Raw genomic sequence first — 19,302 nt, forward strand, 5'->3', positions numbered from 1 at the left:
GCGAGCAGTGAAGCAGCGCCCAGCAAAATATCCGACCCGAAAATAAAAATGCCAGTCAGCTTAACTGACTGGCATTAGCCCTGAGGCCTCTTCTTTTTTACGCTGGTTTACTTCGGATCTACTACACCCGCAGTGTTATCCAACAAGCTTTTGGTTGCTGTCTGCAAGAAGGATTCAAGCTTCTTCTTCAGTTCAGCCTCGTCTGGCGAGTCAGTCACCACTTTGGCTTCCGGGTTAGGGCCCAAGTTGTATTGCCATACCTTGGCTGGCATGTCTTTAGGCTGAACCAGTAGATGATCACCGCTGATGATGGCCACGGTCTGATCGTTGCCAGATGGCTTGATCACGCCTGAACCTTTGTCACCTTCCGGCAGGTTCAGCAGGTCACGGCCCCAGCATTGCTGACGGAACTCACCACCCAGACGACCCATGATGGTCGGTACGATGTCGATCTGCGTACCCACGGTGTCAACCCGCGCGCCAAACTTCTCCTGGATGCCCGGCCCGATCAACAGCAATGGAACGTTGAAACGCCCAAGGTCCATCTCGGAGATTTGCTGCTCGTTACCAAAACCGTGGTCGCCCACGATCACAAACAAGGTTTCCTTGAAGTACGGCTCTTTACGCGCCTTTTCAAAGAATTGACCCAGCGCCCAGTCCGAATAGCGCATGGCGGTCAAATGCTCGTTCAACGAGCCACGGTCGGTCACCCGCTCAACCGGCAATGGGGTCGGCAAGGCATACGGCGTGTGGTTGGACAGGGTTTGTAGCAAGGCATAGAACGGCTCTTTGCCTTCACGCTTTTTCAGCTCTTCCAGGCCACGGTTGAACATGTCCTGGTCGGACACGCCCCACGTAGGATCAGAGAACACCGGGTTCACGAAATCATTACGGCCAACGAACGTGGTCATGCCTTGGTTGCTAAAGAAACCAGACTGGTTGTCCCAGGCAAAATCACCGTTGTACACATACACGTCATCGTATTTACGGGCGCTCAACAGCTCCGGCAGACCGGACAGCTTGTGGCTGCCTTCCGGGGTCTGCATCAGGTATTCGAAACCTGGCAGGTTCGGGAAGCACGCCATGGTGGCGAACATGCCCTGGTGCGTGTGCGTACCGTTGGAGAAGAAGCGCTCAAACAACAGGCCTTCTTTAGCCAGGTTGTCAAAGTAAGGCGTGACGTTGCCTGGACGCCCCAGCGCACCCACCGAGTGGCCAGCGAAGCTTTCCATCAAGATGACGACAACGTTCTTGATCGGCAGGGTTTTTTCTTCTGGTGGCGTGGTATCACGGCGCACAGGCGCGGTGTCCGCATCGACCAGCTTGTCGTTCGGGGTCAGCAGCATATCGCGCACGGTCTGCTGAGCCTCAGGCTGCGGCAGGTTGGCTTTCCAGATATTGCTGCGCTCATCAGAGAAGCGGCTCTGCGCTGCTGAAATCAGCGACAAGGAACCATTGAGCCCTAACTGGTTAGCGAAGTTGGAATCCGTTGTGTAGGCATCACCCCAGCGCAGTGGAGGACCTTGACGCAGCGTGCCGCGAGCAGCGACTACACACACCACCAGAATCACCATGAACACGGCAATGCGCGCATACCATGGCGCGACGGCACGTTGAGTAGCCGCGGCAGCAGCCGATGTCGCACGGGTACGGGTTACGCGGTCTGCACCTTTGAATGCAAAGTACAGGATCACCGTCCCGACAGCCCAGGCCAGCAGGTAACGCACCACCGGGAAACCGTACCAGAGCATGCTCATGACGGTTTTCGGGTCTTCCTTCACGTATTGGAAGACCAGACCGTTGAGGCGCTGGTGGAATTCACGGTAGAAGTCCATCTCCATCAGGCCCAGGAACAGCGCCAGGCTGGAGGCTGCAGTCAGCCAGAAACGCATGGTGCCGCGCAGTCGCATCGCATGCGCACTGAGCAATGACAGCAGCAAAGGAATGCTGAGATAAACGACGATGCGCAGGTCAAAGCGCAGACCATTGAAAAAGGCTTCAAGGAACGTTGAGGCCGGGGTATCCAGGATCATTTCCCGGTTGTAAACCAGCAATGCCACCCGCAACAGGGTAAACATCAGCATCATGATCAAGGCGCTGAGCAGCGTAAACGCCAGATGCGATTTGACGGTCGGTTGCAACATTCGCTGGGCAGCGTTCTGTTGTTTTAAGGCGTCCGGGTTTGCCATGTCGTTTTAGGACCCAATTGATTCAAGTTGAAGTGGCTTTTCTGTGCACGGCCAGCACCTGCGCCTATAGGGCACACGTGCAGGGAGGTCATGCGCGGGCGGGCAAATGTTGCACGATCACCGGTGATTTACCACTGATACTGCACCCTTTAATGCACAGGGTTTGGCTCGACACCTGAACTGGACATCCAGGTGAATGGCTTCTGAGAAGCAGCCGAGCCGAAATTTTGCACGCAAATTGTCATGGACGGCACGTGAAAATTTTGTGCAAACGCATAATTTGAAACATAAGAAAGGGCCTTTCGGCCCTTTCTGGAAGTCATTGCGGGTTAAACGTTGCCTGGCTTGTTAATCGCCTGCAAAACGTATTGCGGCAAAGCAAACGAACCCAGGTGAACTTCAGGGTTGTAATAGCGGGTAACAATGCCACTGCCAATAAAACGCTGACGCAGCGTCTCCAGCGGCAACTTGCGGTAATCGCTGTTGGTCGAACCCCAGGCAAACGTCATCGAACCGCCGATGTAAGTCGGCACGGCCGCTTGATAGAAGTGCCAATCGGCGAACAAACCACGCATGCGCTCTGCGGTGGTTTTAACTTCTTGCAGTTGCATGAACGGCGTGCCGTTTTGCGTCACCAGCACACCACCTTCATTCAGGCAGCGATGGCAGGCTTGATAGAAGTTTTCAGAGAACAACACTTCACCCGGGCCGATCGGGTCGGTGGAGTCAGAAATGATCACATCGAACTTTTCTTCAGTGGTCGCCACAAAGCGCATGCCGTCATCGATCACCAGATTCAGGCGCGGATCGTCGTAGGCCCCTTTCGAGTGGTTCGGCAAGAACTCTTTACACATTTCAACCACGGTGCCGTCGATCTCAACCATGGTGATGTGCTCAATGCCCACATGCTTGGTCACTTCGCGCAGCATGCCACCGTCGCCGCCGCCAATGATCAGCACGCGCTTGACCGTGCCGTGCGCCAGAATCGGCACATGAGTCAGCATCTCGTGGTAGATGAACTCATCCTTTTCCGTGGTCTGAATCACGCCATCCAATGCCATGACCCGGCCCATCACCGGGTTTTCGAAAATCACCAGGCGCTGGTGGTCAGTGCGCACTTCGTGCAGCAGCTTGTCCATACGAAAACGCTGACCATAACCCTCGTAGAGGGTTTCGAGATAGTCGGTGCTAAGTACTTCAGTCATGGGAAGTCCCTTTGAATGCAGATGGCAACGGACGGTCACCCGCCCATGATCGGCAGCTTGAGCGTTTACCACTGTTGCGGTACACGCGTTCAACTGCCCAAGAAAGGCGCGCATTCTACGACGACGAGCATGACAGGTCGAACCTTGACTCAGACAAACTCAGCGGGTGGCGACAAATAAAGCCGTCGCCACCCGCTGGCCGACGATTTAAATGCGCACATTGCCTCGCGGCCCGGCGATGGCCCAGATAATGAGGCCGAGCACCGGCAAGAAGATAATCAACAGCACCCAAAGGATTTTCATCCCGGTTCCGACGTTACTTTTGAGCACATTGATGATGGCCCAAATATCCAGCGCCAGAATAATCAGACCTACCAGACCATTAAACGTCGACCCCATGGTGATGCTCCTGAGTGAGTGCGTGTTTACTTAGGATAGTCAGCTACGGCGAGGGTTCCGTTTTTTATTGCAGGCCGGACATCAAACGTGAACAGCGACCTTCAATGCTTCCAGCGCAGGCGCAGCACTGATACCTACCTCGGCACACAAGGCCAGCACCCGCGGCACGTCATTGCCGTACACCAACACCATTTGCAGTTCATCATCCAGCGGCTGACTCAGGTTCAGCAGCACATAGCCGCCGTTCTCCGGGTTCATGCTGCCCATCTGGATCTGGATACGGTTCAACGCCGTCAGCGCTTCGGTTTTGGCCAATTGCTTGGGCTTGATGTTGAAAGGCACGCCAGGACCAAACGAGGCAACGATCTGGGTGAACAGGTCGACATAGGTGTCAGCCTGGAACAGGACGGTTTCCGGCAGGCTGCCAATGACGACCCACTCGCCCAACGCAATAGGGTAAGTGTCGTCGTAGTTGATGTCCGGGTTTGCCGCCAGAAAGGCGTCTTGATCAGCGTAGGCTTGCGCTGCTTCATCAGCGATTTTTGCAATTTCTTCGTCGCCCATGCACCCAGAGCTGATTTTGCTGATGAGTTCAACGAGAGTGTTTTTCATGGGCAAGGCCTGTCACAAGGAAAATTGAGGGCGCGCAGGATATATCAATTGCGCGCCTCAAGGGCATGTAATCAGCCCAACAACTCGTTCAACAGCGCGATGCTATCGTTTGCGCCCATGGTCTTGGCAGCATCCAGTGCGGTGATCCCATTGGCATCCTTGGCTTTTGGATCGGCGCCTTTGCTGACCAGATATTTGATGATTTCGGTGCGATTAAACATCGCAGCCATCATCAAGGCGGTACGGCCGTCAAACGAAGCGCCTTCAACCTGCGCCCCGCCCTCGATCAGGGTTTTAACCATCTCCAGGTCGCCTTTGAACGCCGCACCAGCAATCGGGCTTTGACCGTTGTCATTGCGAATTTCAGGGTCTGCCTTGTGCTCAAGCAGCACCTTCACAGCGTCGACATGCCCGTGATAGCTGGCCAGCATCAGCAAGGTGTCGCCCTTGTGGTTACGCAGATTCGGCGGCAAGCCCTTGCTCATCAGAGCCGCCAGCATGGCGGCGTCACCCTCGCGGGCTTTATTGAAAACCTGCTCGGCAAACTCAGCCGCTTCCTCGGTGGTCATCTGCCGTTGTTGGTCGGCTGGCTTGTTGTCTGACATATGAGGCTCCAGGTTGACTACAGAAAGCCGTAGTTTCCCGAGAGCGGCCAACGGTGTCATCCCCTTTTTACACAAGAGCGTCATAGAGACAATCAATCAGAAAAACGACTCTTGTACAAAAACGCCAACAAACTGTGTGACTGGGCAAAATGCAGGATGCATGATGGCCATTCATGCAAAATGCACGAACCCCGCATCACTATAAAAATATAAGCCATTGATTTAGAAGGATTTTATTAGATTGGCGTACTGGCACAATCACTGCAACTACCTCTCCATGCAAGCACAGATGAGCTAATGGAGCTGATTGACATGAGCCTGATCCAAGAAAAATTCGCGTCCCTGTTTTCGAACTACACCGTCAACGTTAAGCCCCGCCCGGATGGTGGTGTATTGCTGACATTGTGTGACAGCGAAGGCAAGCAGACTCAGCGGGTCATTTCATACGCGCAGCTGCACACCGCCGAGCAACTGACTTGGGTGATCAGCGCGATTCGTCGTGATCTGGCAGGTACGGCCAGCGAACTGCCGACCATTTCACTGCTGCAAAGCCAGCATCGCTTTGCCCTGCCGACCTATCACACACGCTGATAAAAGCCTGATCAAACTGTAGGAGCGAGCTTGCCTCGCGATCTTTTGGTCTTGGCTATTTTTACGGCCGCTGCGCGCCCGGACGTAGCCTCGCAAAGCTCGTCAACTGCTACGGGGGTGTTCGCTCGCAGCCTTCGTGCCTTGTCAGCGACTACAGGATGTAAGCGATCCAACCGTAGGAGCGAGCTTTCCTCGCGATCTTTACAACATCAAAGATCGCAATCAAGCTCGCTTCTTCGCGTTCAAAGATTAAATATCGATCTCGGCAAAGCTGCTGACCGTCAGATGATCACCCAACTTCTTCCCGCCTTCTCGCGCCAGACCACAGGTTTGCATGCCGGCTTGTTGCGCCGCGTCCAGCTCTTCGACGATGTCCGATAGAAACAGGATTTTCCCCGCCGGGCAGCCGATGGCTTCGGTGATGTGCCGGTACGATTGGGCTTCGCGCTTGGGCCCGGAAGTGGTGTCGAAGTAGCCGCTGAACAAGGGTCTCAGATCGCCCGCCTCCGAGCAGCCAAAAATCAGCTGTTGCGCCTGGATCGAACCTGACGAGTACACGTACAAGTCATAGCCCTTTTCATGCCAGGCCTTGAGGGCCTCAACCGCATCCGGGTAGACGTGCCCTTTCAACTCGCCCGCCTCGTAACCCTGCTTCCAGATCATGCCCTGCAGCGCCTTAAGCGGCGTGGCTTTGCGGTCTTCGGCGATCCACTGCTGGAGGATCTCGATCACCCGCTCAACGTCCGCCTCGGGCTCGCCGCTGTCCAGGCGCACCGCCCCCAGTTGCACCGCAACCTCAGGGTCTTCGGCATGATCACGGACGAAGTCAGGCAGGTGTTTGGCCGCAAACGGAAACAACACGTCAAACACAAAGCTGACGGCGCTGGTGGTGCCTTCAATGTCAGTGAGGATGGCTTTGATCGGCATACGGTGTCCTTAGTCTTCGAGGCGCGGGAAGCGGCTGGCGATGTCTTCGCCGGTAAAGTTGGCCACCCAGCCTTCAGGGTTGTTAAACAACCGGATAGCCACAAAGTGCGGGTGCTCGCCCATATCAAACCAATGCGGGGTGCCCGCTGGCACTGAGATCAGGTCGTTTTTTTCGCACAACACGGCATACACATAGTCACCAATGTGCAGAGTAAACAGCCCACGGCCCGCCACGAAAAAACGCACTTCATCTTCGCCATGACGGTGTTCATCGAGGAACTTGGCGCGCAGCTCGGCTTTTTGCGGGTGGTCGCTGTTGAGGCTAATGACATCAACGGTGACGTAGCCCTGCTCAGTCATCAATTGATCAATCTGCGTGCGATAGGCGTCGATCACTTCGTCCTGGCTGGCGCCCGGCTGGATCGGCGCAGCCGCCTGCCAGCGCTCAAAGCGCACGCCCTGCTCGGCCAGCGTTGAGGTGATGTCTTCAAGGTGGGTCAATACCTTGTTGGGTATTTCCGGGCTTGAAACGTGGTAAACAGAAAGGCTGCTCATGGGGGTAGTTCCTCAGCTTCGGCGTGCACTTTCGGCTTTTCCAGGCCGTTCAGGCAGACCGTTGAAATCAGGCGATGGGCTTCTTCGACGTGAAGTCAGCGTTAACGGTTAAGCACAGCGCGGGTTTTCAACTCGCATTCAAACAAAAATTCAAAGGCTTCGATCTGACGCAAGGCATCGCTCATGCGCGCACCCCACGTATACAGACCGTGCCCACGAATCAGGTAACCCACGCAGTCAGGGTGCGCCTCAAGCCAGGGCTGAACCTTGGCGGCCAGTCGCTCGATGTCCTGATCGTTGTCAAAAATCGGCACCAGGACTGTCGACTCATGGGTCGACACACCACTGAAAGCCTTTTGCAGTTCGTAGTCTTCAAATTCGATGCTGTCACCCGGCGTCAGCCGCGACAACACCGTGGCATTCACCGAGTGCGTGTGCAACACCGCGCCGATCTCCGGGCGCCAGCTGTACAGTTGGGTGTGCAGCAGAGTTTCCGCAGAAGGCTTTTTGCCCGGTTCCAGACTGTTGCCTGACAAATCCGTGGCCAGCACATCATCAATGCCCAGTTGGCCTTTGTGCTTGCCAGACACCGTCAGCAGCGCCTCGGTGGCCGATAGCCGGGCCGAATAGTTGCTACTGGTGGCCGGCGACCAGCCGCGACCATATAAAAAACGCCCGGCTTCAATGATTTCCAGGCTCAAGTGTTCACGGGTAAGGCTCATGCCCTGTCCTCTTGCAATCGAGTAGCGATGATAACGGCTGCAGCCAGTGCTGCGAGGCTTGCCATACTAAAGGTGATAGTCGGCCCGAGTGTGTTCCAGCTGTAACCGGCATAAAGCGCTCCCGCTGCGCCGCCCATACCGGCCAGGGTGGCGTAGAGCGCTTGCCCCTGCCCTTGTTGACCGGGGCCAAAACTGCGCTGCACGAAACTCATGGCCGACGCATGAAAACTGCCAAACGTTGCCGCGTGCATCAACTGCGCCAACAGCAACACCCACAGATATTCGGCAAATGATCCCAGCAACAGCCAGCGCAAGGCGGCCAAGGCAAAGCTGGCCATCAATACGCGACGCAACGAAAACTTGAGCAGGATGCGGCGCATGGCCAAAAACATCAGGACTTCAGCCACAACCCCCAACGCCCACAGCATACCTATCACGCCACGGCTGTAACCCAGGCTTTCAAGGTGCAAGGTGATGAAGGTGTAATACGGGCCATGGCTTAGTTGCATCAGTGCAACAGTCACATAAAACGCAATCACGCCGGGGCTGCGCAATTGCTTGAAAAAACCGCCCTCGTGAGGTTTTCGCCCCTGATTCGAAGGCTGGGCATTGGGCACCCACAAGCTGCACAAGACTATGCCGCCCATGATCACCACCAGCGCCACCGGGTAAATATCCAGGCTCAGCCATTCAAACAGGCGACCCAGAATCACCACCGTTAGGATAAAACCGATCGAACCCCACAAACGCACCTGGCTGTAACGCTCAGGTTGTTCGCGCAGGTGGGCAAAGGTGATGACTTCAAACTGCGGCAGCACGGCGTGCCAGAAGAACGCATGCAACGCCATGACCAGCGCCAGCCAGGCGTAGCTCTTGCTGATAAAGATCAGGCTGAAGCCGAGCAAGGTGCACAACGCACCCAGCCGCACGATCAGCAGGCGCTTGCCGGTGTAATCACCCAGCCAGCCCCACAAGTTGGGGGCCACGCAGCGCATCAGCATGGGAATGGCGACCAACTCGCCGATCCGTGCACTGGAGAACCCGAGGTGATGGAAGTACAGCGCCAGAAAAGGCGCTGTAGCACCGAGCAAAGCGAAGTAAAAAAGGTAAAACCCTGACAAACGCCAGTAAGGAAGAGGCGCCATTGCCATCAGACCATGGCGCTCAACGACCGCTGAATCACAATTGGCCCAGCACAGGCGTCGTCACACGCACATCGGCGTTTTGCCCGCGATGACGCAACAGGTGGTCCATCAGCACGATGGCCATCATGGCTTCGGCAATCGGGGTCGCCCGAATACCAACGCACGGGTCATGACGACCTTTGGTGATGACGTCGACCGGGTTGCCGTCTTTATCAATCGAGCGGCCCGGCGTGGTGATGCTTGACGTAGGCTTGAGCGCCAGGTGCGCCACGATGGGCTGGCCCGACGAAATACCGCCCAAAATGCCACCCGCATTGTTGCTCACAAAGCCCTGCGGGGTCAGTTCATCACGGTGCTCGGTGCCGCGCTGGGCAACGCTGGCAAAGCCGGCGCCGATTTCGATGCCCTTGACCGCATTGATGCTCATCAAGGCGTGCGCCAAATCGGCATCCAGACGGTCGAAAATGGGCTCGCCCAACCCCGGAATCACACCTTCAGCCACCACGGTGATCTTGGCCCCAACCGAGTCCTGATCACGGCGCAGTTGGTCCATGTAGGCTTCAAGCTCTGGCACTTTGTCCGGATCGGGGCTGAAAAAGGCGTTTTCTTCGACCGAATCCCAGGTTTTGAACGGGATTTCAATCGGGCCCAACTGGCTCATATAGCCGCGAATCACAATGCCCTGGGTCGCCAAATACTTTTTGGCAATCGCCCCGGCGGCTACCCGCATGGCAGTTTCACGTGCAGAACTGCGCCCACCTCCGCGATAATCGCGCTCGCCGTATTTGTGGTGGTAGGTGTAGTCGGCGTGGGCCGGGCGGAACAGGTCCTTGATCGCCGAGTAGTCCTTGGACTTCTGATCGGTGTTGCGAATCAACAAACCAATGGCGCACCCGGTGGTGCGGCCTTCAAACACACCGGATAGAATCTCGACTTCGTCGGCTTCCTGACGCTGTGTGGTGTGGCGGCTAGTGCCCGGTTTGCGGCGGTCCAGGTCACGTTGCAGGTCTTCAAGAGACAGCTCGAGCCCGGGTGGACAGCCATCTACAATAGCGACCAACGCCGGACCATGGCTTTCGCCTGCGGTGGTAACAGTGAACAGCTTGCCGAAGGTATTGCCGGACATTCAGGGCGCTCCGTGAAAATCAGCCTAAAAACTAAGCTTGGATAACTAAGCGCGCCAGTATACGCAGGCTGCCTCTGTAGTTCATCCTCCAACCTTACTCATCCGGTGTTGTGTAACCGGCACTTTCAACAATGATGGCGTGATGATGCTGCGAATACTCCTTCTGGTTCTAACCCTGTTTGGTACTCAGGCCTTTGCGGCGACTCAGTCCAACGTCTTGCTGCGCCCCATCGAGCTGGATACCGGCTCCGGTACTCTGTATGGCTCGCTGGTGTTGCCAAAAAGTGACAAACCAGTGCCGGTGGTCTTGCTGATTGCCGGTTCCGGGCCAACCGACCGCGATGGCAACAACCCGATTGGCGGGCGCAACGACAGTTTGAAAAAACTCGCCTGGCGTCTGGCGCAAAACAACATTGCCAGCGTGCGCTTTGACAAGCGCGGCATTGCGCAAAGCCAGCCGGCCGCCCCGGATGAGCGCCAACTGAGCGTCGATCAATACGTCAGCGACGCCGTGGCCTGGGGCGACAAGCTCAAGGCCGACCCGCGTTTTGGCAAAGTATTTTTGCTCGGTCACAGCGAGGGAGCACTGATTGCTGTCCTGGCCGCCCCGCGCATCGACGCCGCCGGGGTTATCTCGATTGCCGGTTCCGGGCGCCCTATTGGTCAGTTGCTGCGTGAACAATTGCAGCGCAACAACTTGCCGCCGGCCCTGCTCAAACGCAGCTTTGAGCTGATCGCCAGCCTCGAAGCCGGGCACACCGACGACAACGTGCCGCCGGCCCTTGAAGCAATCTTTCGCCCAAGCGTGCAGCCTTACCTGATCAGCCTGCTGCGCTATAACCCGGCCAAAGCCTTCGCTGCACTGAAGATGCCGGCGATGATTATTCAGGGCACCCACGATATTCAGGTCGAGGTCAAAGATGCGCGTCTTCTTAAAGCCGCCAAGCCAGACGCGTCCCTGACTTTGGTACACGGCATGAACCACGTCATGCGCATTGTGCCGATGGACATCAAACGCCAAGTGCTGTCCTACAACGACCCTAACCAGCGCCTCGCGGGTGAAGTCGGTGACCGGATTGTGCGCTTTATCGCAAAAGTGAATGCCGCTCAGCCCTCCAGTCCTGCGCATAACGGCCGATAAAACATTGTCGGCCGTCTTCATTGAGCCGACATATCGTGCTTGCACAGGATTTTGCCGTTATGAGCGACACCCCTTCACAACCCGCCGACTCGCCAGAGCCGGCCACGCCCGAGGCGCCCCCGCGACCTTGGGCTGACGTGCAGCCCGAGCATTTCAAAATGCTGCGCCTGGCGCCATTGCCCACCGATCGCAGCACCGGCGCGCGGCCTTTGCGCTTCGTCCAGTTTGGTTATGCGGAGCGTCATAACAAAGAGCTGAGCTTGCTGCGCCTGAGCATTTCGCTGCCCGGCCAACAGGTCCGCAAAGAGCAAAACCAGCTCGATATCTGGCTTGATCACACCACCCAACTTGCTAGCATCAGCCCCGAACGCGGCGTGCTGGTTGAGCCGCTGAACCGGGGCATCGGGCGCTTTCTCATGGCCCAGGGCGCGCAGTGGGTACAGAAAAAGTGGTCCCGCTATCGCTATGAAAGCTTCGACTTGCCGACCAAGGACGCCCTGCACGAAGACATGCGCCTGCGCCGCGATCATTGCTTGCGCACCCAAGGCTTTGACGTGATCTATGAAGACGCCCTGCATCGCAAGGCGCGGATTGAAGCGGGGCTTGCGGCGGATTTGTACAACACCTGGAACAGTGAAAAAATCCAGTTTGTCGAGATTCTCGAAGCAGCGCAGATGCTCCAGCAGGCTGAACAGAACTTGCAGGAACAAGAACTGAAGCTGCGTGAAAAAGACGAGAAGATCAGCAAGTTCAAGCGTGAAGACACCGGTTTGCGCTTCACCATCACCTGTCTGGTGGCGTTCGCCGTGTTTCAGGCCGCCTTACTGATCTGGATTGCCACCCATCGCTGAAGGCAGGCCCCCTTGCAGGGCCTGCCGGGTTTTACCCCTTAAACCTTTGCAGCAAACAGCGCCTGATGCTCGCGGCACTGCTCAGCGGTCAGCATAAACACGCCGTGGCCGCCATGTTCAAAGTCGAGCCAGGCAAAATCCACTTCCGGGTACAACGCTTCAACATGCACCTGGCTGTTGCCCACTTCGACAATCAACAAACCTTTTTCGGTCAGGTGATCCGCTGCTTCGGCCAGCATCCGCCGTACCAGGTTCAAACCGTCATCACCGCAGGCCAGGCCCAGCTCGGGCTCGTGCTGATACTCGGCAGGCATGTCGGCAAAGTCCTCGGCATCCACATACGGCGGGTTCGACACGATCAAGTCAAAGCGTTGGCCCGGCAAGCCATCAAAGCCGTCGCCCTGCACCGTGTACACACGCTCATCGACGCCGTGGCGCTCAATGTTCTGATTGGCCACTTCCAGCGCTTCAAACGACAGGTCCGCCAGCACTACCTCGGCATTCTGGAACTCATCGGCACACGCGATACCGATGCAGCCCGAGCCGGTGCACAAGTCGAGAATGCGCGCCGGTTCAGCGCCCAGCCATGGCTCGAAACGTTTTTCGATCAACTCACCGATCGGTGAACGCGGAATCAACACCCGCTCGTCGACAATAAACGACATGCCGCAGAACCAGGCTTCGCCTAACAGGTACGCCGTGGGCACGCGCTCCTCGATGCGGCGCTTGAGCAAATGCTGAAGGTTCACCAGTTCATCGTCTTCAAGGCGGCAATCGAGGTAGCTGTCGGCAATTTCCCACGGCAGGTTCAACGCACCCAACACCAGTTGACGAGCCTCGTCCCAAGCGTTGTCGGTGCCATGACCAAAAAATAGATCTTCCCTGTGAAAATGGCTAACAGCCCAGCGAATATGGTCGCGCAGTGTGCGCAGTCGGGAAGTGATCAACGGTCTTACTCCTCAAAATCGACCCACGATTCTAACAGCCAAATTCCGACGCGGCCAAAGTTGTGCCCGACGGTGATACGGGGCACTCATTTGTACGCGTCTGAATCCGTTACAAAAAACTTAAAAACGTTACATTTCGTAGGTTTATGCACGTTTGCAATGTTTCTTGACATCGCTGTAGGCCAACAACGGCGTGGCTTACACGACTGCCCATTCACATAAACGCTCGGCCAGTGGAGAATGTCGCAAAAGCCCCACTCAAAGGAGCCCCCGAATGTCCGCTTTAAAGACGATGTTTCAACTCACTGGGCGTGGTTATGCCGCAGCTAATCTGAGCAATGCCAGCCTGCTGATCATCGATGCGCAAAACGAATACCTCAGCGGCCCGCTGGCCCTGGCCGGGATGGAAGCCGCGACCGCCAACATCGCCCTGCTCCTCGAAGCCGCCCGCAAGGCCAAGCGCCCGGTGGTGCACGTTCGCCACCTGGGCACGGTCGGCGGCATGTTCGACCCGCAAGGCCCACGCGGCGAATTCATCGCCGGGCTTGAGCCGACAGGCGATGAAGTGATTATCGAAAAGCGCATGCCCAATGCCTTTAACGACACCGGCCTGCAAAGCGCCCTCGAAAAACTGGGCCCCCTGGACCTGATCGTCTGCGGCTTCATGAGCCACTCCAGCGTCAGCACCACCGTGCGCGCCGCCAAAGACTACGGCTTTCGCTGCACCCTGGTCGAAGATGCCTGCGCCACCCGCGACCTGCCCACCGCCAACGGCGTCATCAGCGCGGCAGACGTGCAGCGAACCGAAATGGCGATCATGAATGACAACTTCGCCACCCTGGCCCAAACCATAAACCTGATCTGAGCCTGCCACCGATAGGCGGCGCCCTTTGACCGCCTATCTGCACCCTTGCTGTGCGCCAGCTTGAACTCCGATTTCGGAGCACCTCAGGAACAACCCGCCCATGTTCCTGTCTGAAGGGCCGATACCCTATAAGGAAAGATCGGAATGAAGATCTCCGATGGTTTTGATGCACGACGCTTACGCCCTAAAGAACACCGAAACTGGCGCGCATGGCTGATTCTGACCCTCGCTACCCTGCTGACACTGGCAGGGATAGCATTACTGTTGACCGGCGCCAGCAGCCTGATCGGCCACCCGGCAGCTCTGGGCGACCTGAACGCCAACCCCACCGCTGCGGCGCTGGTGCTGATCGCCGGGCTACTGGTCAGTTGGCTGGGCATCTGGCTATGGCGCCGCAGCCGTCGGCGTATGCGTGCACCGTTTGGCTTGAACATGGCGCCGCACCTGATGAAAAAGCGCGACTAATACACATCGGCCTGCCGAATGTCGTCTACTTGGGTAAACTGTGCGCCCTTCGCGGAGGCTGACATGCAAGACGACGACTTTTCCCTGTTCAAAAACGAGATTCGCGGTGTCAAACCGATCAAGCATGATCGCGCCGACACTGGCAAACCCAAGACTGACCGTGCGCAACTGGCCAAACTGCGGCAAAACGCAATTGTGCGCAGCAATGCCACGATCATTGACGGTTTGTCTGACCAGTTTGTGATTGATGTCGGCCCCGAAGATCAACTGCACTGGGCCCGCGATGGCGTGCAAGAAAGCCAGATGCGCAAACTCAAGCTGGGCCAGATCAGCTTCGACGGCAGCCTGGACCTGCACGGCATGACCGTCGAAAAGGCCCGCGAAACACTCTGGGAGTTCCTCGGCGAAGCCACCCGCCTTGAAGTCCGCTGCGTACGCGTCACCCATGGCAAAGCCGTGCGTCTGGACGGCAAAAAACCCATGATCAAAAGCCACGTCAACACCTGGTTGCGCCAACATGCCCAAGTCCTGGGTTTCTGCTCCTGCCAGGCCAAACATGGCGGCGCCGGTGCCGTTTACGTCATGCTCAAACGCACCATGATGGAAGGCCGCGACGAGTAACCGCGCATCGCCACACTTGCAGCGCCGAGTCAGCCCCCGTACCCTTGCCCTTTGCGAAAAATCCCACAGGTAGATTAATGTCCCTGGAACAAAACTACACCGCCATCCTCGGTCAGCTTGGCGAAGACGTCTCCCGCGAAGGTCTGCTGGACACGCCCAAGCGTGCCGCCAAAGCCATGAAATACCTTTGCCGCGGTTATGAGCAGACCCTCGAAGAAGTCACCAACGGTGCCTTGTTCAGCTCTGACAACAGCGAAATGGTGCTGGTCAAGGACATCGAGTTGTACTCGTTGTGCGAACACCACCTGCTGCCTTTTATCGGCAAGGCGCACGTGGCTTACATTCCAAGCGGTAAAGTGCTGGGCTTGTCGAAAGTCGCACGTATCGTCGACATGTATGCACGTCGCCTGCAGATTCAGGAAAACCTGAGCCGTCAGATCGCCGACGCGGTGATGCAAGTCACTGGCGCCCTGGGCGTTGCCGTGGTGATTGAAGCCAAGCACATGTGCATGATGATGCGCGGTGTCGAGAAGCAAAACTCGTCGATGATCACTTCGGTGATGCTGGGTGAGTTCCGCGAAAACGCGGCCACACGCAGCGAGTTTCTCAGCCTGATCAAGTAATCCGGGCATAAAAGAGCCGGCGTTCATCGCCGGTTTTTTTTCGCCTGATTGTTTCGGCTAAGCTCCATCCTTTATTTAATTGCCCATGAGGCTTTCTACTGTGTTTATCAAAGCGCTTCGCATCGGTTTGGGCCAATTGATCATCGCCGGGGATTTCATTACCCGCCCCAGCAAAAAACAGCGCCCTGCTGCTGACCAGGCAAAAGTTGACCAGGCAGCCAAAAGCCTGACCCTGTATCAGTTCCACGCCTGCCCGTTTTGCGTCAAAACCCGCCGCAACCTGCGCCGCCTGAACGTGCCGGTGGCTCTGCGCGACGCGAAAAACAACGAGCAAGATCGCCAGACCCTGCTGGAGCAAGGCGGCAAGATCAAAGTGCCTTGCCTGCGGATCGAAGAAGACGGCAAGACCACCTGGATGTATGACTCCAAAGTGATCATTGAGTACCTGAACACGCGGTTTGCCAGCGTTTAACCGCCAGTAGCAGCCGCAAGCTGCGATGTATTGATGTTTAAGATCAACCCATCGCAGCCTGCGGCAGCTCCAGCTTAATTCAGCATCCCGACATAGCGCGGTTGGCTCGCCACGCGCTGTATCCAGGCCTGGATCCCCGGGAACCTGCTCAGATCAAACCCGCCCTGATGCGCCACGTGGGTGTAGGCATATAGCGTCACGTCAGCAATCGAGAAGTGCTCACCCACCAGATACGGCGTGCGTTGCAATTGCTGCTCCATCACCTCCAGCGCCCTGTAACCGCGCTTTTGCAGCTTGCGGTATTCCTCAAGCCGCTCTTCGGGCAAGCCCAGATAGAACTGGATAAACCGCGCCACCGCAATGTATGGCTCGTGGCTGTACTGTTCAAAAAACTGCCACTGCAATACCTGGGTGCGCAAGCGGGGCTCGGTGGGTAAGTAGTCACTGCCATCTGCCAGGTAGTTGAGAATCGCGTTGGACTCCCACAGGCAGGTGCCATCTTCCAATTCCAGCACCGGCACTTTGCCGTTCGGGTTTTTTGCCAGGAACTCAGGGGTTTGTGTGTCGCCATTGAGAATGTCGACCGACTGCCACTCATATTCCAGGCCCAGCAGGTGCAACATCAGTTTGATTTTGTAGCAGTTGCCCGAGTTGTAATCGCCATAAACCTTGAGCATCGCAACTCCTAAGCCGCCTCTGCGGCGTGTGCTTGACGGATAACCATTGCCAGACGCTTGAGACCTTCGTGCAAGCGTTCTGGGTCAATGTGACTGAAGTTCAAACGCAGACTCCCCACGTTCTGGTCCGGGTCGGCGAAGAACGGCTCACCCGGCATAAACGCGACGTCTTGAGCCAGCGCTGGCTTGAGCAAGGTGCGGGTATCCAGCGGCTGCTTGAGGGTCAGCCAGAAAAATAGCCCACCCTGCGGCACCTGCCAATCCGCCAGGTCCGAAAAATGTTCTTCCAGCGCGGCCTGAAAGCCGTCACGGCGCACGCGGTAAAAATCACGCAGCACCGCCAAATGGTTGGCCATTTTCTCGGTGCCGATCCACTGCAACGCCTGCCACTGGCCAATACGGTTGGTGTGCAAATCCGCCGATTGCTTAAGCCGCAGCAAATGCGGAAACAAATCCGGGCTGGCAATCAAGAAGCCCACGCGCAGGCCCGGCAACAGGGTTTTCGACACGGTGCCGGTGTAGATCCAGCTGGCTGTTTTCAAGCGACTGACAATCGGCGTCGCGCTGCCGCCATCAAACGTCAGTTCGCGGTACGGCTCGTCTTCAATCAGGGTGACACCGAACTCGTCGAGCAGCGCGGCCACGGCGTCGCGCTTGGCTTCGCTGTAACGTACGGCAGACGGATTCTGAAAGGTCGGAATCAAATAGATAAAGGCCGGGCGGTGTTTAGCCAACTGAACACGCAACGCTGCCAAGTCCGGGCCATCGGCCTGTAGCGGGAACGTCAGGCACTCGGCGCCGAACAATTGGAAGATTTGCAGCGCTGCCAGATAGGTCGGCGCCTCGAGCATGATTTCGGTGCCCTTGTCGATGTACAGCTTGGCTGCCAGGTCGAGTGCCTGTTGCGAACCGCTGAGCACCAGCACCTGGCTCGCCTCACAGTTGACTCCTAACGCACGGGCCTCTGCGGCCAGCGCCTCACGCAGGGCCGGTTCGCCTTCGCTCATGCCGTACTGGCCCAGAGCGACAGGCATTTCGGTCCAGTCGACTTTAGGCAGCATCGACTCTGCCGGCAGCCCGCCGGCAAAGGACATGACTTCCGGACGCTGAGCAGCTGCCAGAATTTCACGGATCAAAGAACTTTTAAGGCGCGATACACGTTCGGAGAAAGCCATTGAGGTCACCCGTAGCAGAAATCATTGGAAATAAGTCAAACTGGTTGACCGAAATTACGCCTCAGCGACTGGATACGTCAATATGCTTGACCTTAAAAACCCGACCACCCAGCGTGCAGCCATGCAAGCCTTCTTCTTTGGCTACCAGGCGTTCACGGCCAAGGCCGACGAGATGCTCGCCCGGCGCGGGCTAAGCCGGGTTCATCAACGCATCGTGTTTTTCATCGCTCATTACCCCGGCGTCAGCGTCAAGGAACTGCTCACCTTGCTCGGCGTGAGCAAGCAAGCCCTCAATACGCCGTTGCGCCAATTGATCGAAATGGACTTGGTCGTCAGCGTGGTGCCGCCCTCCGACAAGCGCAAACGCTTGCTGGAACTGACCGCCGACGGTGTCCGCTTTGAGGCCAGCCTGCGCCGCGAACAGGTTAAATTGCTGCAGCGGGTGTTCGAACACGCCGGTGAAGAAGCGGTGAACGGCTGGCTGACGATCAATCAGGCACTGGGGCAAAGCCGTTCAAGCTGACAAACCTGTAAATTTGAAAACAATACTTGCTTTATTTGTATACAAACGCATAAATCAGCTGACCCCGATCGTGCAACGGGAAACGCTTGTACGGGTATATGGAGAAAGTGATGAGTCTGGAAACCTGGCTGCTGTTCAGCAGCGCCGCCTTGGTCGTGATCCTGATTCCAGGGCCACTGTCGTTATTGATGATCAGCAACAGCCTGAACTACGGCTTGCGCCGTTCTTACCCGGCATTTTTGGGTGGGGTGATTGCCTCGATTTGCTTGCTCAGCGCGTCGGCACTGGGCTTGGGCGCCTTGTTGCTGGCGTCGGAGCAATTGTTCAGCGCCCTTAAAATCGTCGGCGCGCTCTACCTGTTCTACCTGGCCTGGCAAAGCTGGAAGCAATCGCGCCAACCGGCAAGAGCCACTACAGTGCCGGACGCCGCACCAAAACCGCGCTTTCGCGCACTCTTTGGGCGCGCGTTTGTGCTCGGGGCCAGCAACCCGAAAGACATTTTGTTCTTTGCCGCGTTCTTGCCGCAGTTTCTTGACCCCAACCAACCCTTTTTGGGGCAACTGCTGGTGATGATCGCCACCTGGACCGTGCTCGACCTGCTCTGCAAGCTGGCCTACGGCCTGGGCGCCCACGGCGCGGCGAGCTACCTGCGCAGCGGCAAGGGGCAAAGCTGGTTCAATAAGGTCAGCGCCGGTTTGTTCAGCGTGGCGGGCACGGCCTCGCTGTTGAGCCGTTAAATCACACCGCCACTGTAGGAGCGAGCTTGCCTCGCGATCTTTTAAAAGGTCAAAAGATCGCGAGGCAAGCTAGCTCCTACAGGGTTTTGCTTAAATCGCGGGCAAAAAAAAGCCCGCAGTGTGAGCGGG

The 19,302-nt window shown here is 56.9% G+C and carries 23 protein-coding genes; 10 read left to right on the plus strand and 13 right to left on the minus strand.

What is annotated here, in order from left to right:
• Nucleotides 1-107: 107 nt before the first annotated feature.
• The 5 genes from GHO32_RS20835 to GHO32_RS20855 form a co-directional block, all read right to left on the minus strand.
• Complete coding sequence (locus GHO32_RS20835; RefSeq protein ID WP_153335634.1) at nucleotides 108-2,189, minus strand: LTA synthase family protein; 2,082 nt, start codon at nucleotides 2,187-2,189, stop codon at nucleotides 108-110.
• 329 nt (nucleotides 2,190-2,518) lie between these two features.
• On the minus strand, nucleotides 2,519-3,394 hold the full coding sequence (gene speE, locus GHO32_RS20840) for a polyamine aminopropyltransferase (RefSeq protein ID WP_153335633.1): 876 nt from the start codon (nucleotides 3,392-3,394) through the stop codon (nucleotides 2,519-2,521).
• 207 nt (nucleotides 3,395-3,601) lie between these two features.
• Nucleotides 3,602-3,793 (minus strand): PLDc N-terminal domain-containing protein, encoded by a 192-nt coding sequence (locus GHO32_RS20845; protein ID WP_048371254.1) that lies wholly within the window; start codon nucleotides 3,791-3,793, stop codon nucleotides 3,602-3,604.
• Nucleotides 3,794-3,874: 81 nt separating this feature from the next.
• Nucleotides 3,875-4,405 carry a hypothetical protein gene (locus GHO32_RS20850; RefSeq protein WP_048371256.1) on the minus strand — a complete coding sequence of 177 codons (531 nt, stop codon included), beginning with the start codon at nucleotides 4,403-4,405 and terminating at the stop codon, nucleotides 3,875-3,877.
• 71 nt (nucleotides 4,406-4,476) lie between these two features.
• Nucleotides 4,477-5,010, minus strand: a complete 534-nt coding sequence (locus tag GHO32_RS20855; protein WP_153335632.1) for an ankyrin repeat domain-containing protein — start codon at nucleotides 5,008-5,010, stop codon at nucleotides 4,477-4,479.
• A 312-nt stretch (nucleotides 5,011-5,322) separates the two neighbouring features.
• On the opposite strand from GHO32_RS20855, the gene GHO32_RS20860 reads away from it, so the two are divergent.
• Entirely contained in the window at nucleotides 5,323-5,601 is a 279-nt protein-coding gene (locus tag GHO32_RS20860; protein ID WP_048371628.1) for a DUF3509 domain-containing protein, read from the plus strand.
• A gap of 249 nt (nucleotides 5,602-5,850) precedes the next feature.
• On the opposite strand, the gene mtnC is transcribed toward GHO32_RS20860, so the two are convergent.
• The 5 genes from mtnC to aroC form a co-directional block, all read right to left on the minus strand.
• Entirely contained in the window at nucleotides 5,851-6,528 is a 678-nt protein-coding gene (mtnC, locus tag GHO32_RS20865) for an acireductone synthase (protein WP_153335631.1), read from the minus strand.
• Between the two features lie 9 nt (nucleotides 6,529-6,537).
• Nucleotides 6,538-7,083 (minus strand): acireductone dioxygenase, encoded by a 546-nt coding sequence (locus tag GHO32_RS20870; RefSeq protein ID WP_153335630.1) that lies wholly within the window; start codon nucleotides 7,081-7,083, stop codon nucleotides 6,538-6,540.
• A gap of 101 nt (nucleotides 7,084-7,184) precedes the next feature.
• A complete protein-coding gene (locus GHO32_RS20875) occupies nucleotides 7,185-7,805 on the minus strand; it encodes a methylthioribulose 1-phosphate dehydratase (RefSeq protein WP_153335629.1) in 621 nt (206 codons plus the stop codon).
• On the minus strand, nucleotides 7,802-8,950 hold the full coding sequence (locus GHO32_RS20880; protein ID WP_048371265.1) for an MFS transporter: 1,149 nt from the start codon (nucleotides 8,948-8,950) through the stop codon (nucleotides 7,802-7,804). Before GHO32_RS20880 ends, GHO32_RS20875 begins: the two co-directional genes overlap by 4 nt.
• A gap of 34 nt (nucleotides 8,951-8,984) precedes the next feature.
• Complete coding sequence (aroC, locus tag GHO32_RS20885) at nucleotides 8,985-10,076, minus strand: chorismate synthase (RefSeq protein WP_048371267.1); 1,092 nt, start codon at nucleotides 10,074-10,076, stop codon at nucleotides 8,985-8,987.
• Between the two features lie 142 nt (nucleotides 10,077-10,218).
• Here aroC and GHO32_RS20890 point away from each other — a divergent pair, with 142 nt between their 5' ends.
• Together GHO32_RS20890 and GHO32_RS20895 are read left to right on the plus strand one after the other, a co-directional pair.
• Entirely contained in the window at nucleotides 10,219-11,217 is a 999-nt protein-coding gene (locus GHO32_RS20890; RefSeq protein ID WP_153335628.1) for an alpha/beta hydrolase, read from the plus strand.
• Between the two features lie 59 nt (nucleotides 11,218-11,276).
• Nucleotides 11,277-12,068 (plus strand): hypothetical protein, encoded by a 792-nt coding sequence (locus GHO32_RS20895; protein ID WP_153335627.1) that lies wholly within the window; start codon nucleotides 11,277-11,279, stop codon nucleotides 12,066-12,068.
• A gap of 38 nt (nucleotides 12,069-12,106) precedes the next feature.
• Here GHO32_RS20895 and prmB read toward each other — a convergent pair whose 3' ends face one another.
• Complete coding sequence (gene prmB / locus GHO32_RS20900) at nucleotides 12,107-13,015, minus strand: 50S ribosomal protein L3 N(5)-glutamine methyltransferase (RefSeq protein WP_153335626.1); 909 nt, start codon at nucleotides 13,013-13,015, stop codon at nucleotides 12,107-12,109.
• 274 nt (nucleotides 13,016-13,289) lie between these two features.
• Between prmB and GHO32_RS20905 the strand changes: the two genes are divergently transcribed.
• The 5 genes from GHO32_RS20905 to GHO32_RS20925 all read left to right on the plus strand — a co-directional run bounded on the left by GHO32_RS20905 (nucleotide 13,290) and on the right by GHO32_RS20925 (nucleotide 16,061).
• A complete protein-coding gene (locus GHO32_RS20905) occupies nucleotides 13,290-13,880 on the plus strand; it encodes a cysteine hydrolase family protein (protein ID WP_153335625.1) in 591 nt (196 codons plus the stop codon).
• 144 nt (nucleotides 13,881-14,024) lie between these two features.
• Nucleotides 14,025-14,345: a hypothetical protein gene (locus GHO32_RS20910; RefSeq protein WP_153335624.1), complete on the plus strand. Its 321-nt coding sequence runs from the start codon at nucleotides 14,025-14,027 to the stop codon at nucleotides 14,343-14,345.
• 63 nt (nucleotides 14,346-14,408) lie between these two features.
• The gene (locus GHO32_RS20915; RefSeq protein WP_153335623.1) at nucleotides 14,409-14,966 is read left to right on the plus strand and encodes a Smr/MutS family protein; all 558 of its coding nucleotides are present in this window, start codon (nucleotides 14,409-14,411) and stop codon (nucleotides 14,964-14,966) included.
• A gap of 77 nt (nucleotides 14,967-15,043) precedes the next feature.
• On the plus strand, nucleotides 15,044-15,589 hold the full coding sequence (gene folE / locus GHO32_RS20920; protein WP_048371280.1) for a GTP cyclohydrolase I FolE: 546 nt from the start codon (nucleotides 15,044-15,046) through the stop codon (nucleotides 15,587-15,589).
• A gap of 100 nt (nucleotides 15,590-15,689) precedes the next feature.
• The gene (locus GHO32_RS20925) at nucleotides 15,690-16,061 is read left to right on the plus strand and encodes a glutathione S-transferase N-terminal domain-containing protein (RefSeq protein ID WP_048391129.1); all 372 of its coding nucleotides are present in this window, start codon (nucleotides 15,690-15,692) and stop codon (nucleotides 16,059-16,061) included.
• Nucleotides 16,062-16,135: 74 nt separating this feature from the next.
• On the opposite strand, the gene GHO32_RS20930 is transcribed toward GHO32_RS20925, so the two are convergent.
• Together GHO32_RS20930 and GHO32_RS20935 are read right to left on the minus strand one after the other, a co-directional pair.
• Complete coding sequence (locus GHO32_RS20930) at nucleotides 16,136-16,738, minus strand: glutathione S-transferase family protein (RefSeq protein ID WP_153335622.1); 603 nt, start codon at nucleotides 16,736-16,738, stop codon at nucleotides 16,136-16,138.
• Nucleotides 16,739-16,746: 8 nt separating this feature from the next.
• Nucleotides 16,747-17,913 (minus strand): PLP-dependent aminotransferase family protein, encoded by a 1,167-nt coding sequence (locus GHO32_RS20935; RefSeq protein WP_048371284.1) that lies wholly within the window; start codon nucleotides 17,911-17,913, stop codon nucleotides 16,747-16,749.
• Between the two features lie 82 nt (nucleotides 17,914-17,995).
• Between GHO32_RS20935 and GHO32_RS20940 the strand changes: the two genes are divergently transcribed.
• Both GHO32_RS20940 and GHO32_RS20945 read left to right on the plus strand, forming a co-directional pair.
• Nucleotides 17,996-18,436: a MarR family winged helix-turn-helix transcriptional regulator gene (locus tag GHO32_RS20940; RefSeq protein WP_153335621.1), complete on the plus strand. Its 441-nt coding sequence runs from the start codon at nucleotides 17,996-17,998 to the stop codon at nucleotides 18,434-18,436.
• Between the two features lie 110 nt (nucleotides 18,437-18,546).
• On the plus strand, nucleotides 18,547-19,173 hold the full coding sequence (locus tag GHO32_RS20945) for a LysE family translocator (protein ID WP_048391137.1): 627 nt from the start codon (nucleotides 18,547-18,549) through the stop codon (nucleotides 19,171-19,173).
• Nucleotides 19,174-19,302 lie beyond the last annotated feature (129 nt).

Source organism: Pseudomonas sp. FSL R10-2189 (genome assembly GCF_009600325.1).
GTDB lineage: Bacteria > Pseudomonadota > Gammaproteobacteria > Pseudomonadales > Pseudomonadaceae > Aquipseudomonas > Aquipseudomonas helleri.